Annotated in this window: 19 protein-coding genes; 5 read left to right on the top strand and 14 right to left on the bottom strand. The window is 72.2% G+C overall.

Annotation, left to right across the window (positions count from 1 at the left end; translation table 11 throughout):
* Positions 1-261: 261 nt before the first annotated feature.
* Entirely contained in the window at positions 262-3,363 is a 3,102-nt protein-coding gene (locus Q7L65_RS14990) for a lamin tail domain-containing protein (RefSeq protein ID WP_304722279.1), read from the bottom strand.
* A gap of 358 nt (positions 3,364-3,721) precedes the next feature.
* Between Q7L65_RS14990 and Q7L65_RS14985 the strand changes: the two genes are divergently transcribed.
* Together Q7L65_RS14985 and Q7L65_RS14980 are read left to right on the top strand one after the other, a co-directional pair.
* On the top strand, positions 3,722-3,940 hold the full coding sequence (locus Q7L65_RS14985; RefSeq protein ID WP_304722278.1) for a hypothetical protein: 219 nt from the start codon (positions 3,722-3,724) through the stop codon (positions 3,938-3,940).
* A gap of 109 nt (positions 3,941-4,049) precedes the next feature.
* Entirely contained in the window at positions 4,050-5,093 is a 1,044-nt protein-coding gene (locus tag Q7L65_RS14980) for a peptidoglycan DD-metalloendopeptidase family protein (RefSeq protein ID WP_304722277.1), read from the top strand.
* Here the strand turns inward: Q7L65_RS14980 and Q7L65_RS14975 are convergent, their stop codons facing one another.
* The 3 genes from Q7L65_RS14975 to Q7L65_RS14965 form a co-directional block, all read right to left on the bottom strand.
* Complete coding sequence (locus Q7L65_RS14975; RefSeq protein WP_304722276.1) at positions 5,094-5,990, bottom strand: YihY/virulence factor BrkB family protein; 897 nt, start codon at positions 5,988-5,990, stop codon at positions 5,094-5,096. It lies immediately after the preceding gene.
* A 115-nt stretch (positions 5,991-6,105) separates the two neighbouring features.
* Positions 6,106-6,825: a class I SAM-dependent methyltransferase gene (locus Q7L65_RS14970; protein ID WP_304722275.1), complete on the bottom strand. Its 720-nt coding sequence runs from the start codon at positions 6,823-6,825 to the stop codon at positions 6,106-6,108.
* Entirely contained in the window at positions 6,822-7,931 is a 1,110-nt protein-coding gene (locus tag Q7L65_RS14965) for a glycosyltransferase family 4 protein (RefSeq protein WP_304722274.1), read from the bottom strand. The genes Q7L65_RS14970 and Q7L65_RS14965 overlap by 4 nt, the downstream gene beginning before the upstream one ends.
* 126 nt (positions 7,932-8,057) lie before the next feature.
* Between Q7L65_RS14965 and Q7L65_RS14960 the strand changes: the two genes are divergently transcribed.
* Positions 8,058-9,200, top strand: a complete 1,143-nt coding sequence (locus Q7L65_RS14960; protein ID WP_304722273.1) for a N(5)-(carboxyethyl)ornithine synthase — start codon at positions 8,058-8,060, stop codon at positions 9,198-9,200.
* On the opposite strand, the gene Q7L65_RS14955 is transcribed toward Q7L65_RS14960, so the two are convergent.
* From Q7L65_RS14955 to Q7L65_RS14935, 5 genes are read right to left on the bottom strand one after another with little or no spacing between them, the layout of a single operon-like run.
* A complete protein-coding gene (locus Q7L65_RS14955; RefSeq protein WP_304722272.1) occupies positions 9,185-10,078 on the bottom strand; it encodes a fumarylacetoacetate hydrolase family protein in 894 nt (297 codons plus the stop codon). The genes Q7L65_RS14960 and Q7L65_RS14955 overlap by 16 nt on opposite strands.
* Positions 10,075-10,995 carry a zinc-binding dehydrogenase gene (locus Q7L65_RS14950; protein ID WP_304722271.1) on the bottom strand — a complete coding sequence of 307 codons (921 nt, stop codon included), beginning with the start codon at positions 10,993-10,995 and terminating at the stop codon, positions 10,075-10,077. Before Q7L65_RS14950 ends, Q7L65_RS14955 begins: the two co-directional genes overlap by 4 nt.
* 19 nt (positions 10,996-11,014) lie before the next feature.
* Positions 11,015-12,016, bottom strand: coding sequence for a CoA ester lyase (locus tag Q7L65_RS14945; protein WP_304722270.1), 1,002 nt, complete (start codon positions 12,014-12,016; stop codon positions 11,015-11,017).
* A complete protein-coding gene (locus tag Q7L65_RS14940; protein WP_304722268.1) occupies positions 12,013-13,149 on the bottom strand; it encodes a mandelate racemase/muconate lactonizing enzyme family protein in 1,137 nt (378 codons plus the stop codon). Before Q7L65_RS14940 ends, Q7L65_RS14945 begins: the two co-directional genes overlap by 4 nt.
* Positions 13,146-14,288, bottom strand: a complete 1,143-nt coding sequence (locus Q7L65_RS14935; RefSeq protein ID WP_304722267.1) for a CaiB/BaiF CoA-transferase family protein — start codon at positions 14,286-14,288, stop codon at positions 13,146-13,148. The genes Q7L65_RS14940 and Q7L65_RS14935 overlap by 4 nt, the downstream gene beginning before the upstream one ends.
* A gap of 50 nt (positions 14,289-14,338) precedes the next feature.
* On the opposite strand from Q7L65_RS14935, the gene Q7L65_RS14930 reads away from it, so the two are divergent.
* Positions 14,339-15,832 carry a DHA2 family efflux MFS transporter permease subunit gene (locus Q7L65_RS14930; protein ID WP_304722266.1) on the top strand — a complete coding sequence of 498 codons (1,494 nt, stop codon included), beginning with the start codon at positions 14,339-14,341 and terminating at the stop codon, positions 15,830-15,832.
* 164 nt (positions 15,833-15,996) lie between these two features.
* Here Q7L65_RS14930 and Q7L65_RS14925 read toward each other — a convergent pair whose 3' ends face one another.
* From Q7L65_RS14925 to Q7L65_RS14905, 5 genes are all read right to left on the bottom strand, one after another.
* Positions 15,997-17,052 (bottom strand): amidohydrolase family protein, encoded by a 1,056-nt coding sequence (locus Q7L65_RS14925; RefSeq protein ID WP_304722265.1) that lies wholly within the window; start codon positions 17,050-17,052, stop codon positions 15,997-15,999.
* Positions 17,049-17,837 (bottom strand): ABC transporter ATP-binding protein, encoded by a 789-nt coding sequence (locus Q7L65_RS14920; protein WP_304722264.1) that lies wholly within the window; start codon positions 17,835-17,837, stop codon positions 17,049-17,051. Before Q7L65_RS14920 ends, Q7L65_RS14925 begins: the two co-directional genes overlap by 4 nt.
* A gap of 8 nt (positions 17,838-17,845) precedes the next feature.
* Positions 17,846-19,024 (bottom strand): ABC transporter substrate-binding protein, encoded by a 1,179-nt coding sequence (locus Q7L65_RS14915; protein ID WP_304722263.1) that lies wholly within the window; start codon positions 19,022-19,024, stop codon positions 17,846-17,848.
* A 35-nt stretch (positions 19,025-19,059) separates the two neighbouring features.
* Entirely contained in the window at positions 19,060-19,794 is a 735-nt protein-coding gene (locus Q7L65_RS14910) for an ABC transporter permease (protein WP_304722262.1), read from the bottom strand.
* A 190-nt stretch (positions 19,795-19,984) separates the two neighbouring features.
* The gene (locus Q7L65_RS14905) at positions 19,985-20,272 is read right to left on the bottom strand and encodes a putative quinol monooxygenase (RefSeq protein WP_304722261.1); all 288 of its coding nucleotides are present in this window, start codon (positions 20,270-20,272) and stop codon (positions 19,985-19,987) included.
* Positions 20,273-20,296: 24 nt separating this feature from the next.
* On the opposite strand from Q7L65_RS14905, the gene Q7L65_RS14900 reads away from it, so the two are divergent.
* Positions 20,297-21,256, top strand: coding sequence for an amidohydrolase family protein (locus Q7L65_RS14900; RefSeq protein ID WP_304722260.1), 960 nt, complete (start codon positions 20,297-20,299; stop codon positions 21,254-21,256).
* Positions 21,257-21,258 lie beyond the last annotated feature (2 nt).

Raw genomic sequence — 21,258 nt, 5'->3', positions numbered from 1 at the left:
GGGAAACCGACTGACGGGTCGGCACGCACGATCCCCGCGCGCCGACGCGCCGAAGTTGCCGATACGTGAACGTTCAGGCGAGTGGTTGCGGCGCTGACCGGCGCGCGTTTGAGCGCCACCAGGAGGGGAAGGATCTGGCGTCGCCAGCGGCCCGGACGCGCGAGCGCCCCGCATCGCTGCGGGGCGCTCGCGGCGCGGATGCAGCCGACCGGCGGTGCTCGCCGCGACCCGCGGCGAGCACCGTGCGCGACCGCGACGAGCTCAGCGAACCGTGACCGGCAGCTCGAGCGTGCCGACGCGCAGCGTGTAGCGGCCGCGCTTGACGGCGCGGGTCGCCTTCAGCTTGCCGACGCGGCCCTTCGCGTAGGTGCGGCCATTGCGCACGAGCACGGCCTTCGCGCTCGACTTGACCTTCGAGGCCGCTCTCGCGCCTCTTCTGTACGTGATCGAGCAGCTGATTCTGACGTTGGCGCTGCCTCTGATCGAGCACGTCACGACGGCGTCCTTACCCGGCGCGCCTCTCTCGCCTCTGGCGCCTCTCGGACCGGCGGGGCCCTGCGCGCCGTCTCTGCCGTCGACGCCAGGCGTACCCGGCGCACCGTCTCTACCGTCGGTCCCGTCTCTGCCAGGCGTCCCCGGAGTACCGTCGCTGCCGTCTCTCCCCGCCGGCGCGTCCACGCCGGCGCCGCTCAGCGACAGCGTCTGCGGGCCGACGTTCGTCTCGAACGTCAGCGTCGCGGAGCGGGCACCCGTGGCGGACGGGTTGAAGCGGAGCTGCACGAAGCAGGTCGCGTTCGGCGCGAGCGCTCTCGCGGTGCACGTCGTGTACGTGACCGCGAAGTCGCTCGGGTCGGCGCCGTCGACCGTGATGCGGTCGATCGAGAGGTCCTCGCCGCCCGGCAGGCCGAGCAGGTCGGCGTTGCGCACGACGACGCTCTGCACCGGGCCGCTCGTGTAGAGCGGCTGCGAGCCGGCGTCGACCGACGCGACGTCGGTCGAGAACTTCGCCGGGTCGGCCGGCGCGACGAAGTCGGTGCGCAGCGTCAGGACCGGCGGGTCGTGGTCGGAGACGCCCTGGCCGACGGCGTAGTCGCGGTGGTAGTCGTTGTCGAGGTGGGCGTAGCGGAAGTCCGTCACGCGCGGCAGCAGCGCCGAGGTGACGAGCGCGTGGTCGAGCGTCTGCAGCCGGCCGTTGAAGTGGTAGCTGTAGCGCTCCTGCGCCGGCGCTCTGTCCCACAGGTTGGTCAGCGTGCCGCCGCTCTGCAGGATCGTCAGCGGCGTCTCGAACTCGAACGAGTTGAGGTCGCCCGTGACGATCACGTTCCTGCCGCCGGCGACCATGCCCTCGGCGACCTCGCGGACCGCTCTGGCCTCGACCTCGCGGCACAGGTCCGTGCCGCCCTTGGACTTGAAGTGGTTGTTGACGATCGTCGTGCGCAGGCCGTCCTTCTCGACGTCGAGCGCGAGCGGGACGCGGTCGAAGGCCTGGTCTGCGCGGCTGTTGCACTCGGTCGCCGGGCGCGGCACGCCGAGCGCGACCTGCGTCGCGTCGCCGTGCACGGTCACACCGGGCTTGACGAGGTAGCCGACGTCGATGCCGCGGCCGTCGAAGCCCTCCTGGGCGTACGCGACGTAGCCGCCGCCGATTCTGTCGGCGAGGTCCTGCAGGACCTCTCTGCTGTTCTTCGCCGGGAACGTCATCGGGTTGGCGACGTCGTGGATGCTGTCGCCGATCTCCTGCACGGCGACGACGTCAGGCGAGCGCAGGCGGTCGCGGATCGCGTTCGCGAGTCCGGCCAGCTTCGCGTCGTACTCGGCCTGCGAGACCGTGTGCAGGTCGAGGATCGCGCCGGGCGGGAAGAGGTTCTCGACGTTGAAGCCGGAGATCCGCAGCTCGTTCGGCTCTGCCGGCGGCAGCGTGTAGGTGGCGGGGACGTCGGCGTCCGGCGTCACCGTCGGCATGCCGTCGGCCTGCGTGACGACGTCGTAGTTGTAGTACGCGAAGCCCATCGGGCCGGTCGCGTTGTCGACGCTCGCGAACAGGTCGGCGGCGACGAGCGTTCTGCTCGGCCCGCGCGTGTCGATCTGGGCTCTGTCGGGATCGCCGGCGCCGGCGTCGTCGACGAGCGCGATCAGCGAGTTGAGCTGCGCGCCGGTCGTCGTGTTGAAGACGCGCTGGCGGGTCGCGCCCGGGTTCAGGAACAGCTCGCCGAACTTCGACGTGCCGCCGCTGTTGGCGATCGCCGTCGGCAGCGTCACGCGCATGCCCTCGAGCGTCTCGTAGTAGCTGCGCGTGCCGTTGCTGTCGACGCCGGTGACCGTCTGCGCCTCGGCCTTCGCCGTGTCGATCGCGACCGGCGCCGGCAGCGTGCCGTTGCCGAGCACGACCGGCTCGGTGTTCTGCGTGATGTTGACCTGCGTCTGGTTGAACTTCTCCTTCACGACGCCGGACAGCCGCACTCGCTTGCCGAGCAGCGCCTCACGGTCGTTGCCGGGGCCGCGCACGTAGCCGACGAAGACACCCTCGGAGGTGTTCGGGTCGCTGTCCTCGGTGCCGGGCGACTGCTGCACCCAGATGCCGGCGTCCTCGGGGAAGACCGACGTGTAGTTGGAGCCCATCAGGTCGTCGATGCCGGTGACGACGCCCTCGATCGTGACCGTCTGGCCGCTCATCGGGCTGGCCGCGCCGCTGCCCTGGATCGCGTGGATCGGCGTGATGTCCGGGTCCTCCGGATCGCCCGGGTCGCCGGGGTCGGTCGTGCCGCCGCCGGACGCCTGCGGGTTCGCCGCGCCGATTCTGAAGTCGGCCGCGTTGTCGTCGGTGTCGGTGGACTCGCCGGTGCCGGTGCGGTGACCGCTGTTGCCGGAGGTCGTGCCGATGCTGGCGAGGTCGAAGCCGGAGCCCTCGGCGCACGGCGAGCCGGCGAAGCCGATCTGGTCGACGATCGTGCCGCTGCCCGTGACGAGGCGCGCACCGGACTGACCGGAGTTGGAGAAGCCGGTCGCGTAGGTCGCGTCCGGTCTGACGCTGCCCGAGTAGCCGTTGGCGGCAGTGTTGGCGAACAGGTAGCGACCGCCGGCCGGCAGCGACGTGCCGGACGGGACCGCGACGCGATCGCTCGCGGCGCCGGAGCCGCTGGCGCAGCCCTGCAGCTTCCAGCCGCCGATCGCGACCGCGGCGGGTGACGAGTTGTACAGCTCGACGAACTCGTCGTTGCCACCCTGCGGGCCGCCGACGCGCAGCTCCGAGATGACGACGCCGTTGGACGAGGCTGATGCGAGCGATGGCAGTCCGAGCGGTACGGCCGCGGCGATTGCGGCAAGCGCGGACAGCGTGCCCAGACGGGCACGTGATGATGGCATGGAGAGTCCTCCGGAGGGATCGGCAAGACGGACAGGCACGCGCCTCGGCTCCCTGCACGGCGCGCATCCGGCGCGAGCGTAAGAGGCGTTCACGCCGATCTCGTTGCGGTGCGGTGAAGCGATCGTGGCCCGGTCGTTAAACCGACATGTCTTGCGCGTCCGATGGGAAGGCTCCGAACAGGCACGACGACCGGGAGCAGCGCACGATGACGACGCATTCGAACACCGCGATGAGACGCATGCTGGCCGTGAGACACAGCTTGAGACGAGGGCATTCCGGTACTCGCCGCCACCGCACCCTCGGGCACCTGCCGGAACTTCACGTGCTGGAGGCGATCAGGAAGGCGGGACGACGCAGATGAGCACCCAGACGACGGCGCGCCAGCTCGACTGGTCAGGCGCCGAGGTCAGCGACGGAGAGCTGACCGTCCCGCTGACGGGTGAGCGCTCGAAGCGCTGGAGCACGCGCATCGAGGGCGTGCTGCTCGCGCTGCAGCAGAACGCGCACGACGGCTGGGAGTCGGTCAGGGCGAAGAAGGACCGGCCCGGCCGAGCGGCTGACGCAGAGCGCACGTAGCGGCACCGCGCCGCAACCTGCAAGACGCTTCCCAGGCGCATCGGCGCACCACCTTGGCGGGCATCGTGACGGTGTGTCCTCACGCCGGACCGTCGCAGCATCGATCGGCGTGGCGGTAGCGCTCGTCACGGCGGTCGCCCTCGGGCCGGCGACGGCGCCGGCGGGCGCCGCAAGCTCCAGCACCGCGGCGCTGCAGGTCGCGCTCGGCGCGGTCGGGCTCTCACCCGGTCCGGTCGACGGGATCGCCGGGCCGCGCACGCAGCGCGCGCTGCGCGCTTTCCAGCACCGCAAGCGGCTGGCAGCCGACGGCGTCCCCGGGCCGCGCACGCGCCACGCGCTCGGCCGGCGCGGGCGCCCGACGCTCGGCAGCCGGCCGCTGCGCAGCGGGCAGCGCGGTTGGGACGTCGCGGCGCTGCAGTTCCTGCTGCACACACGCGGCTTCGGGCCGGACGGGTTCGACGGCGGCTTCGGACCGAACACGCGCGACGCGGTCGTCCGCTACCAGCGCGCCGCCGGGCTGTCGGTCGACGGCGTCGCCGGACCCGCGACGATCAGCGCGCTGCGGCATCGGCGGGTGCCGTCGAGCGGGAGCGGATCCAGCGGGTCCGGATCGAGCGGCAGCGGGTCGAGCGGGACCGTGTCGACCGGCTCGCCGAGCGGCTCCGTCGCGTTCCTGCGGCCGGTGCCGGGCGGCTGGACGGACGGGTTCGGCTGGGTCGGCGGGCGCCGGCACACCGGGCTCGACTTCCCGGAGGCATTCGGCACGCCGGTCAACGCGGCCGGCGTCGGGACCGTGACGCTCGCGCAGTACACGACCGGCGGCTACGGCAACCTCGTCGTCGTTCAGCACCGGCTCGGCTACGAGACCTGGTACGCGCACCTGTCGCGCTTCGCGGTCTCCGTCGGCCAGTCGGTCGCGGGCGGCAGCCGGATCGGCTACGTCGGCTCGACGGGCCGCTCGACCGGCCCTCACCTGCACTTCGAAGTGCGCCTCTTCGGCACGCCGATCAACCCGGTCCCGCAACTGCTGAGCGCGGTCTCGGCGACCGCTCGACATCGAATCGATCGTCCGTTGCACTGTCGTCCCAACGCCGACGCGTGGGGTACGCGCGATGCCGATCCGGCAACGGCACGAATCGATCGGTGCCCGTAGTCACCTCGCGCCCGCCGGCTTCACCGGCAGCTCGACCGTCCGCTCACGCCGGGCGCTGTCGCGCTGCGCCCGCTCGCGCTCGATCGCGGCGTTCAACTCCGCGCCGAGCAGCAGCGCGACGTTCGACAGCCAGATCCAGCCGACCAGCACGATCGCGCCCGCGAAGGCGCCGTAGATCGCACCCACGTTGGCGACGCCGGAGACGTAGCGCGCGAACGCCCAGGAGGCGCCCAGCCACAGCGCCACGCCGACGATCGCGCCCGGCGTGACCCAGCGGAAGGTGCGGTGCGCGACGTCCGGTGTGACGTAGTAGAGGAACGAGAAGACGAGCACGGCGACCGCGACCGCAGCCGGCCAGCGCGCGATGTTCCAGACGTCGGCGGCCTCGGGGCCGAGGCCGATGAAGCCCAGCAGATCCGCCGCGAAGCCGCCGCCGACGAAGACGAGGATCAGGCTGACGAGGATCAACGTCATCAGCACGATCGTCGAGAGCACGTCGACCGTCTTGCGGTGCAGGAAGCTGCGGCCTCTCTCGACCTCGAAGACGACGTTCATCGCGCGTCGCATCGACTCCAGCACGCCGGTCACGCCGTAGAACGCGATCACGACGGAGAAGGCGAGTGCCGTCGCCGCGGTGCCCTTGTGCTGGAACGCGGCGCGCAGCGAGCTGTCGAGCGGATCGAGCGCCGAGGCCGGCGCGACCTCGCGCATGTAGCTCATGATCGCGTTGTAGGTCGCCGGATACTGGCCGACGAGCCCCAGCAGCGAGATCGCCAGCAGCAGCCCCGGGAACAGCGACATCAACCCGTAGTAGGTCAGTGCCGCGGCGTGCTGGGTCATCTGGTCGTCGTAGAACGAGACCAGCGTCCGCTTCACGATTCTGGCGATCCGCCGCATAGAGCCACGCTACTACCCGCTTTCGCCCGATTCGACGGTTACGGCGCGCCTGCCGCCGCTCGCGGTGAGCGCGGCGACCGGAGTGCACGATGCGCTCTCCGGGGCGGTGAGCGCCTCAGGCGATCCGGCGGCCGAGCGCGATCGCCTCGGCCTCGCGGCGCTCGAAGCGCAACGCGGTCTCGCGCTCCCAGCGCTGCAGGATCTCGGACTCGCCGACGCGCAGGATGTCGTCGAGCACGACGATCGCGTCCTGCGCCAGGAACGGCAGCAGTGCCGGCAACGCGGGATAGCGCGCGAGACCCGTCCCGGGCGCGTACGCGGGCGGTCCGTCGACGATCAGCAGGTCGACCGGCGTGCCTGCCAGCGCCGCGGTGAGGGGCTCCGCGGCGTACCAGGGGAGGGCCGCGCTCGGATGCGGCTCCAGCGGCGCCAACGTGACCTGCGCGACCGCGTCCAGACCCTCGCGCGCGAGCCGCTTGCCGACCCACTCGGCCCAGCGTGCGTCGTGCTCGATCGCGTCGAGCGTCGCGCCCGTGTCCTGCTCGCGCAGCAAGCGTGCGAGCAGCACGGTGCTGGCGCCGGCGCCCAGCTCGACAACCCGGCGACGTCCGCCGAGCGCGATCTCGTTGCAGATCGTCACGAGCCCGCCGGGGCGCATCGCGCCGCTGCTCCACGGCAGGTAGCCGCCGCCGTCCAGCAGCGGCCGCAGCAGTTGCAACGCCAGCAGATCGCTCGCGATCCACTCGACCTCGCCGCCGTCGCGCTCGCCGCCGCGGGCGTCGCTCGGACGCGCCTCGCCGCTCGCACCCGCGCGCTCCTCCACCTCGCCGCTCATGCCTGCACCACCGCCCGTTCGGTCCATTGGTCGTCCTCCGGCGCGTCGTCTCGCGGCGCGCCGGTCAGCTCGCGATAGGCCGCGGCGTACTGCGCGGCGACGCGTTCGAGGCTGAAGCGCACGGCATAGCGACGGGCGCCCACGAGATCGGTCGTGCGGCGGCCCTGCAGCACGTCGTCGATCGCGACCGCGAGCGCGGCGGGATCGGCGGCCGGGACGACGATCCCGCGGCCGTCGGCGAGCGTGTTCGGGAGGCCGTCGACGTCGGTGCCGATCACCGGCACGCCGCGCGCCATCCCGAGCACCGCCGTCTGCGACCACGACTCGTCGCGCGAGGGCACGACGAGCACCGTCGCGCCGGCGATCGTGCCGCTCGGCCGCGCCTGCCAGCCGAGCAGTCTCACGCGCCCGCGCAGGCCCAGGCGCCGCAGTTGCCGCGCGAGCTGGCTTCTCAACGGCCCCTCGCCGAGCAGCAGCGCCGGCGGCGCGTCGGGCAGCAGCGCGAGCGCGTCGAGCAGCACGTCCGGGCCCTTCTCGGCGTGCAGGCGGCCGGCGAAGACGATCCGCGGCGACGGCAGGCCCGGCAGCTGCGGCCCGTCGAGGTCGGCGACCGGGGAGATCCCGTCGTGCACGAGCGCGGGCTCGATCCCCGCGTCGAGCATCGCGCGCCGCGCGCCGGGGCCGTGCGCGTAGAGGCGGTCGACGCGTCTGAGTCCGCCGCGCAGGGCGTGCGGCGGCTCGCCCGTCGGCCACGTCAGCGCGTTGTGCTCGCTGGCGACGAGCGGGACGCCGTCCGGGATCGCGCAGCTCGCCGCCCACCAGCCGCCGAACATGTGCGCGTGCACGAGCGCGGCGTCGCGCAGGCGCGGTTCCAGCCAGCGCGCGAAGCGCGGGTCGGCCTGCCACTGCTGGTCGCCGCCGGAGCCGTAGACGTCGACCGTGACGCCCATCCGCTGCGCCAGCGCGAGCCCGTCAGGCGACGCCCAGCCGACCAGCACGCGCGAGCCGATGCCGTGCGCCTCCAGTCCGCGCACGACGCGCAGAGCGGACAGTTGCGCCCCACCGGGCTCGAGCTTCGCGAGCACGCGGGTCACGAGCGTCGTCATCGACGACGATCGATCGGCGGCTGCGAAGGGGTGATGAAGATCGCGGCCACGCGTTGAGCATACGGTGTTCCGCCCGAACCCCCTACTCGCGCGGGGAGCTGCGGATGCGCCGCCTACACTCCGTCGATGGGTCAACTGAGCTTCGGCGTCGTCGCGACATCGCGCAAGCAGGACGAACACCGGCTGGCGATCCACCCGGCGCACTTCGAGCGGATCGCCGCCGACGTGCGCGCCAACATCTTCCTCGAGCGCGGCTACGGCGATCGCTTCGGCGTCTACGACGACCAGCTCGAACCGCTCGTCGGAGGCATCCGCACGCGTGAGCAGCTGCTGGCGGAGACCGACGTCCTGCTGCTGCCCAAGCCGCTCTCGGAGGACCTCGAGACGCTGCGCCCCGGGCAGGTCGTGTGGGGTTGGCCGCACTGCGTGCAGGACCGGCGGATGGCCCAGCTGGCGATCGACCGCAGACTCACGTTGATCGCCTGGGAGGCGATGAACCACTGGACGAGAGAGGGTCACTTCGACGTCCACGTGTTCCACAAGAACAACGAGCTGGCGGGCTATTGCGGGGTCCTGCACGCGCTGACGCTGCTGGGCTCCACGGGCGACTACGGCCGCCGCCTGCGCGCCGCGGTGATCAGCTTCGGCGCGACCGCGCGCGGCGCCGTGCGCGCGCTGTCGGCGCTCGGGATCAGCGACGTGACGGTGCTGACGCAGCGCAGCGTCGCTGCGGTCGCCTCGCCCTTCGCCTCCGTGCGGATGCAGCACTTCGCGCGCGATCCCGCCAACCCGAGCCGCACGCTCGCGCTGAAGGATCCGGAGCCGGGACCGCTCGCGGAGGTGCTGGCGCAGTACGACGTCGTCGTCAACTGCATCCTGCAGGACCCCGACGAGCCGCTGATGTTCGTGATGGACGAAGACCTCGGCCACTTCGCGCCGGGCACGCTGTTCGTCGACATCTCGTGCGACCTCGGGATGGGCTTCGAGTGGGCGCGACCAACCTCGTTCGAAGCGCCGATCTTCCCCGTCGGCAGAGGCCTGCACTACTACGGCGTCGACCACACGCCGTCGTACCTGTGGAACTCGGCGACGTGGGAGAACAGCGAGGCGCTGCTGGAGTACCTGCCGATCGTGATGGCCGGCGGCGCGGCGTGGGACGGCAGCGAAACGGTCCGCCGCGCGATCGAGATCCGCGAGGGTCGCGTGCAGAACCCCGCGATCCTCTCGTTCCAGCACCGCGCGGCGCAGTACCCCTACCCCCGCGTCTGAGCCGCCCGGGCCGGCTCCCGCGGCACGCCGAACGTCGTCTCCAGCGTGCCGATCGCGGCGACCGTCACCGTGACGCGGTCGCCGTCGCGCAGGTACTGCGGCGGCGTCATCGCCTGGCCGACGCCGCCGGGGGTGCCGGTCGCGATCAGATCGCCGGGCTCCAGCGCGAACAGCTGCGCGACGTAGACGACGAGGTCGGCGGCGTCGAAGATCAGCTCGCCGAGCGAGGAGCGCTGGCGCTGCTCGCCGTTGACCTCCAGCACCAGCTCGTGCCGCGCGGGATCGCCGAACTCGTCGGCGGTCACGAGCCACGGGCCGGTCGGGGTCGAGTCGGCGATGTTCTTGCCGGCGAACCACTGCGTCGTGCGGCGCTGCACGTCGCGCACGCTGAGGTCGTTCATCAGCGTGTAGCCGGCGATCGCGTCGCGCGCCTGCTCGCGCTCGAGGACGCCCCCGACGCGGCGGCCGATCACGACGACCAGCTCGCCCTCCCAGTCGGCCTGCTGCGACAGCGACGGCGCGGGCAGACTCGCGCGGTCGGGCCGCTGCGCGAGCGCGCGCGGCAGCTTGGAGAAGAGCGTCGGATGCTTCGGCAGCTCGCGGCCCATCTCCAGTACGTGGTTGCTGTAGTTGAGCCCGACGCAGACGGTCGCGCCCGGCTGCAGGACCGGCGCCCGAAGCGTGCCGGGGGCGAGCGGCCGGGCGAGTCCCGCGTGCGCGGCCGCGGCAGCCGCGCGCGCCGCCGCCAGCCCGCCGTCGCCGGCCGCGAGCAGCGCGCCGACGTCGCGGTAGCCCTCGACCGGGATCGCGCCGGCGGGGGTGATGACGGCGGCCGTGGTGGCGTCGCTTCGATCGATCGCGATCGTCGCGAGTCTCATCGTCCGGTCCTCAGCAGTTGCTTGCCGACGGTGTCACGGCCCGCCAGCGCCGCCAGCACCGTGGGCGCGTCGGCGAGCGGATGAGACGAGCCCAGCAGCGGGCGCACCTCGCCGCTGCGGATCAGGTCGAGCGCCTGCGGCGCCGTGCGGGCGACGAACTCGCCGTCGCTCTCGCGCAGCGCCTTGAAGCTGAACGGCACCAGCCCGACGCCGCGCTCGCGCAGCTCCTGGAACGCCGGCAGCGCGGGCGGCGTGCCGGAGCTGGCGCCGACCAGCAGCACCCGCCCGAGCCGCCGCGTCGCGCGGTACGCCTGGCCGAACGCCTCGCCGCCGACGCCGTCCACGACGAGGTCGGTCGGCGGCAGCTGCTCGCCGTACGGGAGCGCCTCGTCGGCGCCCTGCGCGAGCGCGATCTCGCGCTTGCGCTCGCTGGAGGCGACCGCGACGACGCGCGCGGCACCGAGCGCCCGCGCAACCTGGATCGCGGCCGAGCCGAGCCCGCCCGCGCCGGCCAGCACGAGCACGCTCTCGCCTCTTTGCAGCCGCGCCGCGTAGCGCAGGCCGAAATAGGCGGCGAGCGTCACGAGCGCGTAGCCGCCGGCTCTCTCGAGGTCGAGGCCGTCGGCGTCGAAGACCATCCGCGCGTTGGCCGTCGCGACCTCGGCGTAGCCGCCGGACTCGAGCAGCGCGATCACCGGGCGGCCGTCGTCGAGCGCGTTGCCCGCGACCTCGATCCCGGGCACGAACGGCAGCGGCGGCCCCGGATATCTGCCGGAGATCGTGAGCACGTCGGAGAAGTTGACCCCGGCGCTGACGACGCGGATCGCGGTGCGGCCCTCGCCGGCGACCGGCTCCGGCAGCTCCTGCAACTGCAGCGCGGACGGTGGTCCGTGCTCGACGGCGACTACTGCCTGCATCGGTTGCTCCCTTGGGTTCTCATTCGCTGTCTCTGCTTGCGTCGGCGACTGCCGGGCGGTCGTCGCGGCGGTCGCTGCGCGCGCCAGCGGCCGCCGTTCGGTCACGGTCGTCTCTACCCCACGCCAGCACCTGTCGCGCGGTCGCGGCCATCGCGACGTCGACCATGCGCCCGTCCACGACGGTCGCGCCGCCGCCGCGCGCCTCTGCCGCGTCGAGCGCGGCGAGCACGCGTGCGGAGAAGTCCAGCTCCGCGGCGGTCGGCTGGAAGATGCGGTTGGCGAGCGGCACGTGGCGAGGGTGGATCACCTTCTTGCCGCGATAGCCGAGCCGGCGCGCGAGCGTCGCGCTCGCGACGAACCCGTCCTCGTCAGCGACGCGCGCGTAGACGCCGTCGACCGGGTGCGCGAGTTTGGCGGCGCGGGCCGCCAACAGCACGTGGGCACGAGCGTGGAAGGTGCCGACCTCGTCGGGCGTGTAGACCGCGCCGAGGTCGTGCTCCAAGTCGCCGTTCTCCGCGATCCCGGGCATCGTCGCGACGACGCGCGGCGACGCGCTGAGGATCTCGAACGCCCGCAGCACCGCGATCGCCGATTCGAGCGAGACGAGGATCTCGACGCTTCCGGGCGCAAGTCCCGCCGCGGCTTCGGCGTCGTCGAGCAGCCGCGCGAGCGTCAGCACGTCCCCCGGCGACTCGGCCTGCGGCAGCTGCACGGCCGCGAGCCCCGGGGCGACGATCGCGGCGACGTCGTCGGCGAGCAGACCGCTGGCGGCGGAGTTGGCGCGGACGAGGATCTCCGTCGCGCTTGCGCCGGGCGCATCGGCCGCGCCGCTCGCACTCGCCGCGCCGCTCCCGCGCCGCTCGATCAGCTCCCGCACGGCCTCGCGCGCATGCTCCTTCTCGCCCGCCGGAACCGAGTCCTGCAGGTCGGCGACGATCGCGTCGGCGCCGCACGTGAGCGCCTTCGCCAGCATCGCGGGGCGGTTGCCCGGCGTGCTCAGGAGGCTGCGTGCGGGCTTCATCGGACCGCCTCGGCAATCGCGATCGCGTCGCCGACGCGGTGGCGCGAGACCGCCGCGCGGTCGAGTTCGATCCCGAGGCCGGGGCCGTCGGGCAGCGTCAGCCAGCCGTCGTCGATCCGCAGCGGCTCGGTCAGCAGGCTGTGCGACAGCAGCGTGCTGACGCCCAGTTCGGCCGGCAGCCTCATCGCGCGGAAGCCGGCCGCCAGGTGCGCGCTCGCGATCGTCGCGACGCCCAGCTCGCGGTGGCTGCCGACGAGGCAGGCGACCTCCGCCGCCTCCGCCAACGCGACGACCTTGCGACTGCCGGTGATCCCGCTGCGCGGGCTGCGGACGCTGATCGCCGACGGCGTGCCGAGCTGGATCTCGCGCAGCAGGTCGCTCTGCGTCATCAGCGTCTCGTCGAGCAGCAGCGGCACGTGCGCCTCTCGCGCGAGCTGCACGCGCGCCGCCGTGTTGCCGGCGCTGACGGGCTCCTCCAGCAGGTCGACGCCGAGGCTGCCGAACTGGCGCGCGGCCTCCAATGCGTCGCTGGTCCCGTAGCCCTGGTTGGCGTCGGCGTAGAGCATGGGGTCAGGGCCGATCGCGCTGCGCACCGCCTCGACCGTCGCGACGTCGCGGCGCAGGTCCTTGCCGACCTTCAGCTTGACCGCCCCGTAGCCGCCGGCGACCGCCGTCTTCGCCTGCTCGACCATGTCGTCGGCGATCGCGACCGGCATCGTCAGCGGGATGCGCCCGCCCGCCCAGCCGCCGAGCATCCGGTGCAGCGGCAGGCCGGCGAGCTTGCCCTGGATGTCGTGGCAGGCCATGTCGAGCGCGGCCTTCGCGGTCGTGTTGCCGACGACGCGCTCCCAGCGCTGCCAGATCCGCTCGACGTCGAGCGGGCTCATGCCCAGCAGCGGCGGGACCAGCAGCTGCTGGAGCGCGACGACGATCGACTCGACCGTCTCGCCGTAGATCGACGGCCGCGGAACCGCCTCGCCGAGCCCGACGACACCGTCGTCGGTGCGCACCTCGACGAGCACGTGGCGCGCCTCGGTCAGCACGAGTCCGGCGGTGACGATCGCCCCGACGCCGGGTCTGTAGGGGACCGCGACGACGGTGACGACGACGTCGCGGATGCACGCGCCGCTCATCGGGCGAGCTCCGCGTCATCGCGTCCCAGCGCAGGTCCACCATGGCGGACCGCTCCCGGCGTGCGCGAGAACTTCGGGATCACGCCGGGCATCAGCACCGAGCCGACGCCGTCAGCCTCGACGCGGATCAGGCTGTCGCGCTCGCGCAGGTGCGGGTCGGCGGCGACCTCGGCGATCGTGTTGACGGGGCCGACCGGCACGTCGGCGGCCTCCATGATCGCGACCGCGTCCGCGAAGTCGTGCTGAGCGAACCACGCCGCGACGATGTCGTTGACCTCGTCGACGCGCTCGATCCGCGCGGCGTTGCGGCTGTAGCGCTCGTCTTCGAGCATGTCGGCCCGACCGATCGCGCGCGCGAGCCGCTCGAAGACCGTCTGCGTCGCGGAGCTGTGGAAGAGGTAGCGGCCGTCACGCGTCGCGTAGACGTCGGAGGGCGCGACGTTGACGTAGCGGTTGCCCTGGCGCTGGGGCGCGACGCCGGTCGCGTCGTAGCGCGTGATCAGCGAGTCGAGCATCCGCACGAGCGTCTCGTAGAGCGACAGGTCGATCGCCTGGCCGGCGCCGTCGGGGTCCTGCTCGCGCCGGTACAACGCCATCGAGATCGCCATCGCCGCGGTCGTGCCGGCGATGTAGTCGACCAGCGGCACGCCGATCTGCAGCGGCGGCCCGTCGGCCGCGCCGGTGCTGTTCATCAGCCCGCTGACGGCCTCCAGCACGCGCCCGAAGCCGGGCTTGTGGCTGCTGGGCCCGGTCTGCCCGTAGCCGGTCAGGCTCAGCATCACGATCGCGGGGTTGACCTCGCGCAGCGCTGCGTAGTCGAGCCCCCAGCGCGCGAGCGTGCCGGGGCGGTAGTTCTCGACGACGACGTCGCTAACGCGCACCAGCTCGCGCACGCGCGCCTGGCCCGCCGCGGTGTGGAGGTCCGCCGTGATCGAGCGCTTGCCGCGCCCGACGACCGCCCAGCGCAGCGACTGCCCGTCCTGGAACGGGCCCATCTGCCGCAGGCTGTCGCCGCGGCCGGGCAGCTCGACGTGGATCACCTCGGCGCCGAAGTCCGCCAGCAGCGACGTCGCGTGCCCGATGCCGAGCATCGTCGCGATGTCGAGCACGCGCACGCCGTCGAGTGGACCTGCAGCCATCGTCAGTTCCCTTCCTCTGCACCGGACAAGATATCTATATCATATATTCAATGCGTCACTTGGCCCGGTCGCCCGCCCCCGTCCCCGCCGCCAGCACCGCCGCCGCGCGCGCCGAGCTGCTGCTGCGCGTCGCCGTCGTGCTGGGCGTGACGATGACCTTCCTCGACACGACCGTCGTCAACGTCGCGCTGGAGACGCTTGCGCGCGATCTGCACGCGCCCGTCTCGGAGATCCAGTACGTCGCGACCGGCTACATGCTCGCGCTGGCCGCGACGATCCCGTTGAGCGGCTGGACGCTGGAGCGGTTCGGCGCGGTCCGCGTCTGGAGCGCGTCGCTGGGCCTCTTCGGCCTCGCCTCGCTGCTGTGCGCGACCGCTTGGTCGGCGCCGGCGCTGATCGCCTTCCGCGTGCTGCAGGGGCTCGGCGGCGGCATGATCGTGCCGGTCGGCATGACGATGCTGGTGCGCTCCGCAGGCGGCGACGCGGGCCGTGTCGCAAGCCTGATCGGCGTGCCGATGGTGCTCGGCCCGACGCTCGGCCCGCTGCTCGGCGGCCTCGTGATCGACAACGCCCCATGGCGCTGGATCTTCTGGATCAACATCCCGCTGACGATCCCGGCGCTGCTGCTGGCACGGCGGGCGCTGGGGCCGACCGAACGAAGCGGCAGCGGCGACCCCGGCCCCTTCGACCTGCTCGGCGCCTGTCTGCTGCCGCCCGGCCTCGCGGCCGTCGTGCTCGGCTTCGCGCAGACCGCGGAGCACGGCACCGTCGCGGTCGCGAGCGCGTACGTGCCGCTGCTCGTCGGCGCGGCGCTGATCGCCGCCGCCGTGCGTCACGCGCTGCGCGTGCCGCAGCCGCTGATCGACATGCGGCTGTTCCTGACGGCGCGCTTCTCGGCCGCCGTCAGCGTCGTCTTCCTCGCGGGCGCGTCGTTCTTCGGCGTCTGGCTGACGCTGCCGCTCTACCTCCAGGTCGCGCGCAGCGAGAGCGCGGTGCAGACCGGGCTGCTGATGGCCGCGCAGGGCGTCGGCGTCGCGCTCGCGATGCCGCTCGTGCGGCGCATGACCGACCGCGTCGGCGGCGGGCGCGTCGCGCTGCTGGGGATCGCGATCAGCCTCGCCGGCACCGCGCCGCTGACGCAGGTCGGCGGCACCACGCCGTTCCCGCTGATCGCGCTGCTGCTGCTGGTGCGCGGCCTCGGGCTCGGCGCGACGATGATGCCGGGGATGGCCGCCGCCTACGCGAGCCTGCGCCCGCAGCAGGTGCCGCGCGGCGCGAGCGTCGTCAACGCGCTGCACCGCGTCGGCGGCGCGCTCGGAGGCGCGCTGGCCGCGGTCGGGCTGCAGCGCCAGCTGCAACAGCTCCCGCTCGCGATCGTCGGCGGGGGCGGCGGAGAGCTGCCGGGCGGCGGCGCGCTCGCCGGCCGCCCGCACGCGACCGCGCTGGTGGCGGGAGCCTTTGCCCACGCCTTCTGGTGGGTCCTGGTCCCGCTCGCGATCGCGCTGGTGCCCGCACTGCTGCTGGCGCGCGGGCACAGGCGCTAGTGGCGTGACCGGCAACGTTCACCGGGTCGGGCTTGCCCTCGCCGCGCCTGGCGGCGTCCTCGATCACTCGAAAGACCCCGGTCTTCCTCGGATCTGCGTCCTTGCCAGCCACGACGATGACAGCGCCGGACCCGGCAAACGAAACCGGTCACACCACTAGCTCCTCACCCGATCCCGAACAGCCGCGCCGCGTTGCCGCCCAGCACGAGCGCGCGGGTCTCGGCGTCGAGACCCGCCGCGTCGACCGCGCCGACCGGGTCGGCGGGGCCCATGTCGGTCGGGTAGTCGCTGCCCATCATCACGCGCTCGGCGCCGAGCATCTCGACGACGTAGCGCAGCGTCGGCGGGTCGTGCACGATCGTGTCGACGTAGACGTTGCGCAGCAGCTCGCGCGGATCTCCCTGCGCGGCCGCCGTCTCGCTGCGCACGCCGTGCGCGTGCGCGAAGCGGCCCAGCCCGAAGACCGCGTAGCCGCCGCCGTGCGCGAGGTACAGCTTCAGTCTCGGCAGCCGCTCCAGCGTGCCGCCGAACAGCAGCCGCGCGATCGCGATCGTCGTGTCGAGCGGGTTGCCGATCAGGTTGCGCAGGTAGAAGTCGCCGATCCGGTCCATGTTCGCGACCGCGCCCGGATACGACTGCATGATCGCCGGGTGGACGAAGACGACCGCGCCGAGCTGCTCGGCACGCTCCAGCACGCGCACGAGATCCGGCCCGTCGAGGTCTCTGCCCCAGACGTTGGCGCCGACCTGGATCCCCGCCATCCCGAGCGACCCCATCACCCGCTCCAGCTCCTCGACGGAGGCGTCGGGATCCTGCAGCGGCAGCGTCGCGAGCGCGCGGAAGCGCTCCGGCCGCGCCCGCTGCACGGCCGCCAGCTCGTCGTTCAGCAGCCGCGCGCGCGGGACCGCCTGCGCCGCCGGCACGCCGTACTGGAACAGCAGCGGCGAGAGGCTGAGCACCTGCACGTCGACGCCGAGCCGCTCCATCTCGGCGATCCGCAGGCCGATGTCGTAGTCGATCGGCGGGATCGGGTAGGCGTGCTCGTCCAGCGGCCCGAAGGCGGTCCCGCGGAAGACCACCTCGTAGCCGCCCCCGCCCGCGGACGCGCGCACGCTGACGCCGTCCTGACCCTCGTCGCGCGGCGCGCGCTCGAGGAAGCCGCGCGGGGCGGTGTGGGCGTGGACGTCGACGACCTTCATCGCGTTCCTGTCTCCCTTCATCGTGTGAACGCCATCTGGCGGCGCACCTCCAGCACCTGCCGCGCGAACTGCTCGGAGGTGATCGAGTCCTCGCCGCGCTGCTGCGGCAGCTCGACGTCCAGCACGCTCTTCAGCTCCCCGGGACGCGGCGTCATGATCCCGACGCGGTCGCCCATCAGGACCGCCTCCTCGACGCTGTGGGTGACGAGCACGACGGTCTTGCCGCGCTCGCCGAGGACTCTGCGGAAGAGCACGTTGAGGCTCAGCCGCGTGAACTCGTCCAGCGCCGTGAACGGCTCGTCCATCAGCAGCAGCTCGGGGTCCTGGAAGACGATCCGCGCCAGCGACACGCGCCGCTGCATGCCGCCGGACAGCTCCCACGGATACGAGGACGCGAAGTCCCCGATGCCGACCATCGCGAGCGCCTCGCGCGCCGCCTCGCGCGCCTGGGCGTCGCTGACCCTGCTGCGACCCGGATGGACCTTGCGCGGCAGCAGCACGTTCTGCTCCGCCGTCTTCCACGGCAGCAGGACCGGGTCCTGGAACATGATCCCGATCTCGGAGCGCGGCCCGACGACGGGGGTGTCGTGCAGGCGCACGTCACCCTCGTCGGCGCTCAGCAGGCCGGCGCAGATCTTCAGCAGCGTCGACTTGCCGCAGCCGCTGGGGCCGACCAGGCAGAGGAACTCGCCCCTGTCGACGTGCAGCGTGACGTCGTGCAGCGCCGAGACGCGCAGGCCGCGCCGGTCGGTGTACTGCTTCTCGATCGTGCTGGCCTGCAGCATCGGCGCACTCGTCGCGGACATCCGGCCACCTATCTGTAGTCACGCGCCTGCTGCTCGACGGCGGCCTGGTCGAAGTCGTTGATCGCGGGGATCAGCGACGGATCCTCCAGCGAGTCGACGTCGATCGCGTCCGCGTCGATCTGCCCGGCACCGGCATAGAATCTGAGGAAGCCGGCGAGCGAGCCCGGCGGCACGGCGTAGATCTCTCTTCTCTGCACGAGCTCTCTCGGAACCGAGATCCGCATCGTCTGGGCGACCCATCTCTGCACGAGGCTGTGCGGGAATCTCGTCTTCTGCACCGACTCGGCGATTCTGACCGCGGCCTCGGGGTTGGCGTAGGCGAACACGACCGCCTTCGCGAGCCCCTTCATGTAGGCGACGACGGCGTCTCTGTGCTCCTGCAGGTAGTCCTTGCGGACCGTGAAGACATTCGCCGTCAGGTCCTCCCACTCGGGGATCAGGATCTCGCGCATCGGCACGCCGGCCTCCTCGATGCCGATGAAGTCGCGCTCGCCGGTGCTGTAGGCGTCGACCGCTCTGTCCTGCAGCGCCTTGATCGTCTGCGCGCTGCCGTCGCCGATCGGGACCAGCTCGTAGTCCTTCACGCCGTGCGCCGCCATCGCCGCTCTGACGAGCGTGACCTCGCCGCCGGCCAGCTCGGAGACACCGATCTTCTTGCCCTCGAGGTCCTCGACCTTCTGGACCGGCGAGTCGGGGTAGGTGCGCAGGTCGAAGCCCTGCTTGTAGAACCAGTTGCCGATGATCGAGAGGTCATCCTGGTACCCCTCTCTGGCGGCGTCGAAGACGACCGCGGGCGTCTCGACGGAGATGTCGCCCTTGTTGGCGACCATCTGCTGGATCGCGGAGGCGCTGCCGGCGCCGAGCCCGATCAGCTCGACGTCGAGCCCCTCGTCTCTCCAGTAGCCCATCTCCTGGGCGACCGCCCACTGGTAGTAGAGCGGCAGCAGCTCCGGACCGCTCGGCAGGATCGAGGTGATCTTGCCCAGCGACGCGGGCGCGCTCGCGCCGTCGCCGCCGCTCGTCGTGCTCGCCGCGGCGCCCCCGGAGTCCGACGTGCCCGAGGCCGAGCCGCCGGAGTCGTCGCTGCTGCTGCCGCACGCGGCGAGCGCGACGACCGCGATCAGCGTCGCCGCGAGCGCGGCGAGCCGTCGGACCTGCGTTGCACCGGTCAGCCCTCGGGGCGTCATGCGTACCCACCTTTCGGCAAGAGACAGGAGCGCGGTCATGAGCGACCGCGCCAGAAGATCAGCCGCCGGTCCAACAGCTCCGTGGCGTAGTAGAGAAAGACCCCGATGATCACCATGATCAGGACCAATGCGAAGACCTCGGGGATCTGCAGGCTCTCGTTGTAGGACAGGACGCGCAGGCCCAGTCCCTTCGTCGCGCCGATGAACTCGGACACGACCGCGGCCGAGAAGGCCGTCGGGATCGCGGCCTTGATGCCGGCGAAGATCAGCGGCGCGGCGTACGGGATGCGGACCGTCAGCAGCGTGCGCAGCGGCTTGGACTGCATCGCCTCCATCAGCGACAGGTACTCGCCCGGCGTCGAGCGGATCCCCTGCACGGTCGTGACGAACAGCGGGAAGAACGTGCTCAGCACGACGAGCGCGATCTTCGAGTTGAGGCCGTAGCCGAACCAGATCAGCATCAGCGGCGCGAGCACGAGGCCCGGCACCGCCTGCAGCGCGATCATCACCGGCTGCACGAGCGAGCGGCCGATCGGCGAGATCGCGACGACCACGCCGCCGAGAAAGCCGACGGCCATCCCGATCGCGGAGCCGATCGCCATCTCCTCCATCGTCGCGATCAGGTCGGGGTAGAACTCGGAGTTGCCCAGCTCGTTGCCGAACGAGTCGGCGATCGCCGACGGCGCCGGCAGCACGATCTTCGAGATCGTGCCGGCGTCGCTCAGCACCTCCCAGATCGCGATCAGGACGCCGAACACGACGATCGGCAACAGAAAGTGAAACGCGGCCGTGCTCAGGCGCGGACGGTCGGCCCGCGCCGGGGCGGCGCGGGATGCGGACGTGACCACAGGTGTCGCTCTCCTCTCCTCGGTGGGACGCGACTTGCCAGATAAGATATATGTGATAGGCGAAGGCGGTGTCAAGTGCGCACGTCGCGCGGGCGACACTCCGCATTCCGCTTCAGGCGATCAATTCGCCGCGCACGATGCGGCGCTCGCGCACCAACCCGGGCGCGCGGCCCCGCACCAGACGGCGGTAGTGCTCGGTCGCGTGGTGCGCCCGCACGGCGGCAAGATCGTCGTACTGCTCGTAGAGCAGGAACTGGCCGGCGAAGGCCAGCCGGTGAACCCAGTAGTAGCGACAGCCGGGCTCGCGCACGGTCAGCTCGCGCATCTCCAACAGCAGCGCCTCGACCTCATGCTCGCAGCCCGGCAGCGCATACCAGACGACCGCCACACCGATCAACATTCCTACATCATATATACTTTGGGTATGAACGTCGATGCGCACTTCCACGCATTCCCCGAGTCTGTCATCGCGCTGCTGGCGAGCGAGCCGGCGTACGGCATCGCCGCGTCGAAGGACGGCGTCAGCGGCGGCAGACTGACCAACCACGAGCTGTTCGCCTCGCTCTACGACCCGGCCGCGACGCTCGTGGAGCTGGACAGACGCGGCGTCGACGGCGCGATCCTCAGCATCGCCCCGCGGCTGTTCGCCTACCACGTCGACCCGGCGCTCGGCGAGCGGATGGCCGACGCGACGAACGCGGGCCTCGCGCAGATGTGCGCGCACGAGCCCGCGCGACTGCACTGGATGGCGCACGTCCCGCTCGCGGCGCCCGCGCGCGCGGCCGCGGTGCTGGAGGAGGCGAAGCTGGCCGGCGCGGTCGGCGTCGAGATCGGCACGTCGGTGGCGGGGACGCCGCTGGACGAGGCGTCGCTCGAGCCGTTCTGGGCCGCCGCCGCGCGGCTCGACATGCCGATCTTCGTCCACCCCGCCTACAACGCCGACATCCCCGCGCTGAAGCGCTACTACCTCGGCAACGCGGTCGGCAACCCGCTGCAGACGACGATCGCCGCCGAGCGGCTGATCTGCTCCGGCATCCTCGATCGCCACCCGCAGCTGCGCCTGCTGCTGTCGCACGCGGGCGGCTTCTTCCCCTTCCTCGCCGGCCGGTTGAAGCACGCCCGCACGGTCCGGCCCGAGCTGGCCGACTCGCCGCAGGACCCGTGGTCGTACGCCGGCCAGCTGCTGTTCGACACGATCATCCACGACGTGCAGGCGCTGACCTACCTCGTCTCACGCGTCGGCGCCGAGAACGTGCTGCTCGGCAGCGACACCCCGTACGACATGTCGACGGTCCGCCCGCTCGACCAGCTGCGCGCCGCGGTCGACGCCGACACGGCCGACCTGATCGCCGCGCGCAACCCGGCGCGGATCTACGGGCTGTAGCG

Origin of the sequence: Conexibacter sp. CPCC 206217 (assembly GCF_030646165.1) — a bacterium.
GTDB lineage: Bacteria > Actinomycetota > Thermoleophilia > Solirubrobacterales > Solirubrobacteraceae > Conexibacter.
The sequence above is the reverse complement of the archived record's forward strand: the minus strand, read 5'-3'. Positions and strand labels throughout refer to the sequence as shown.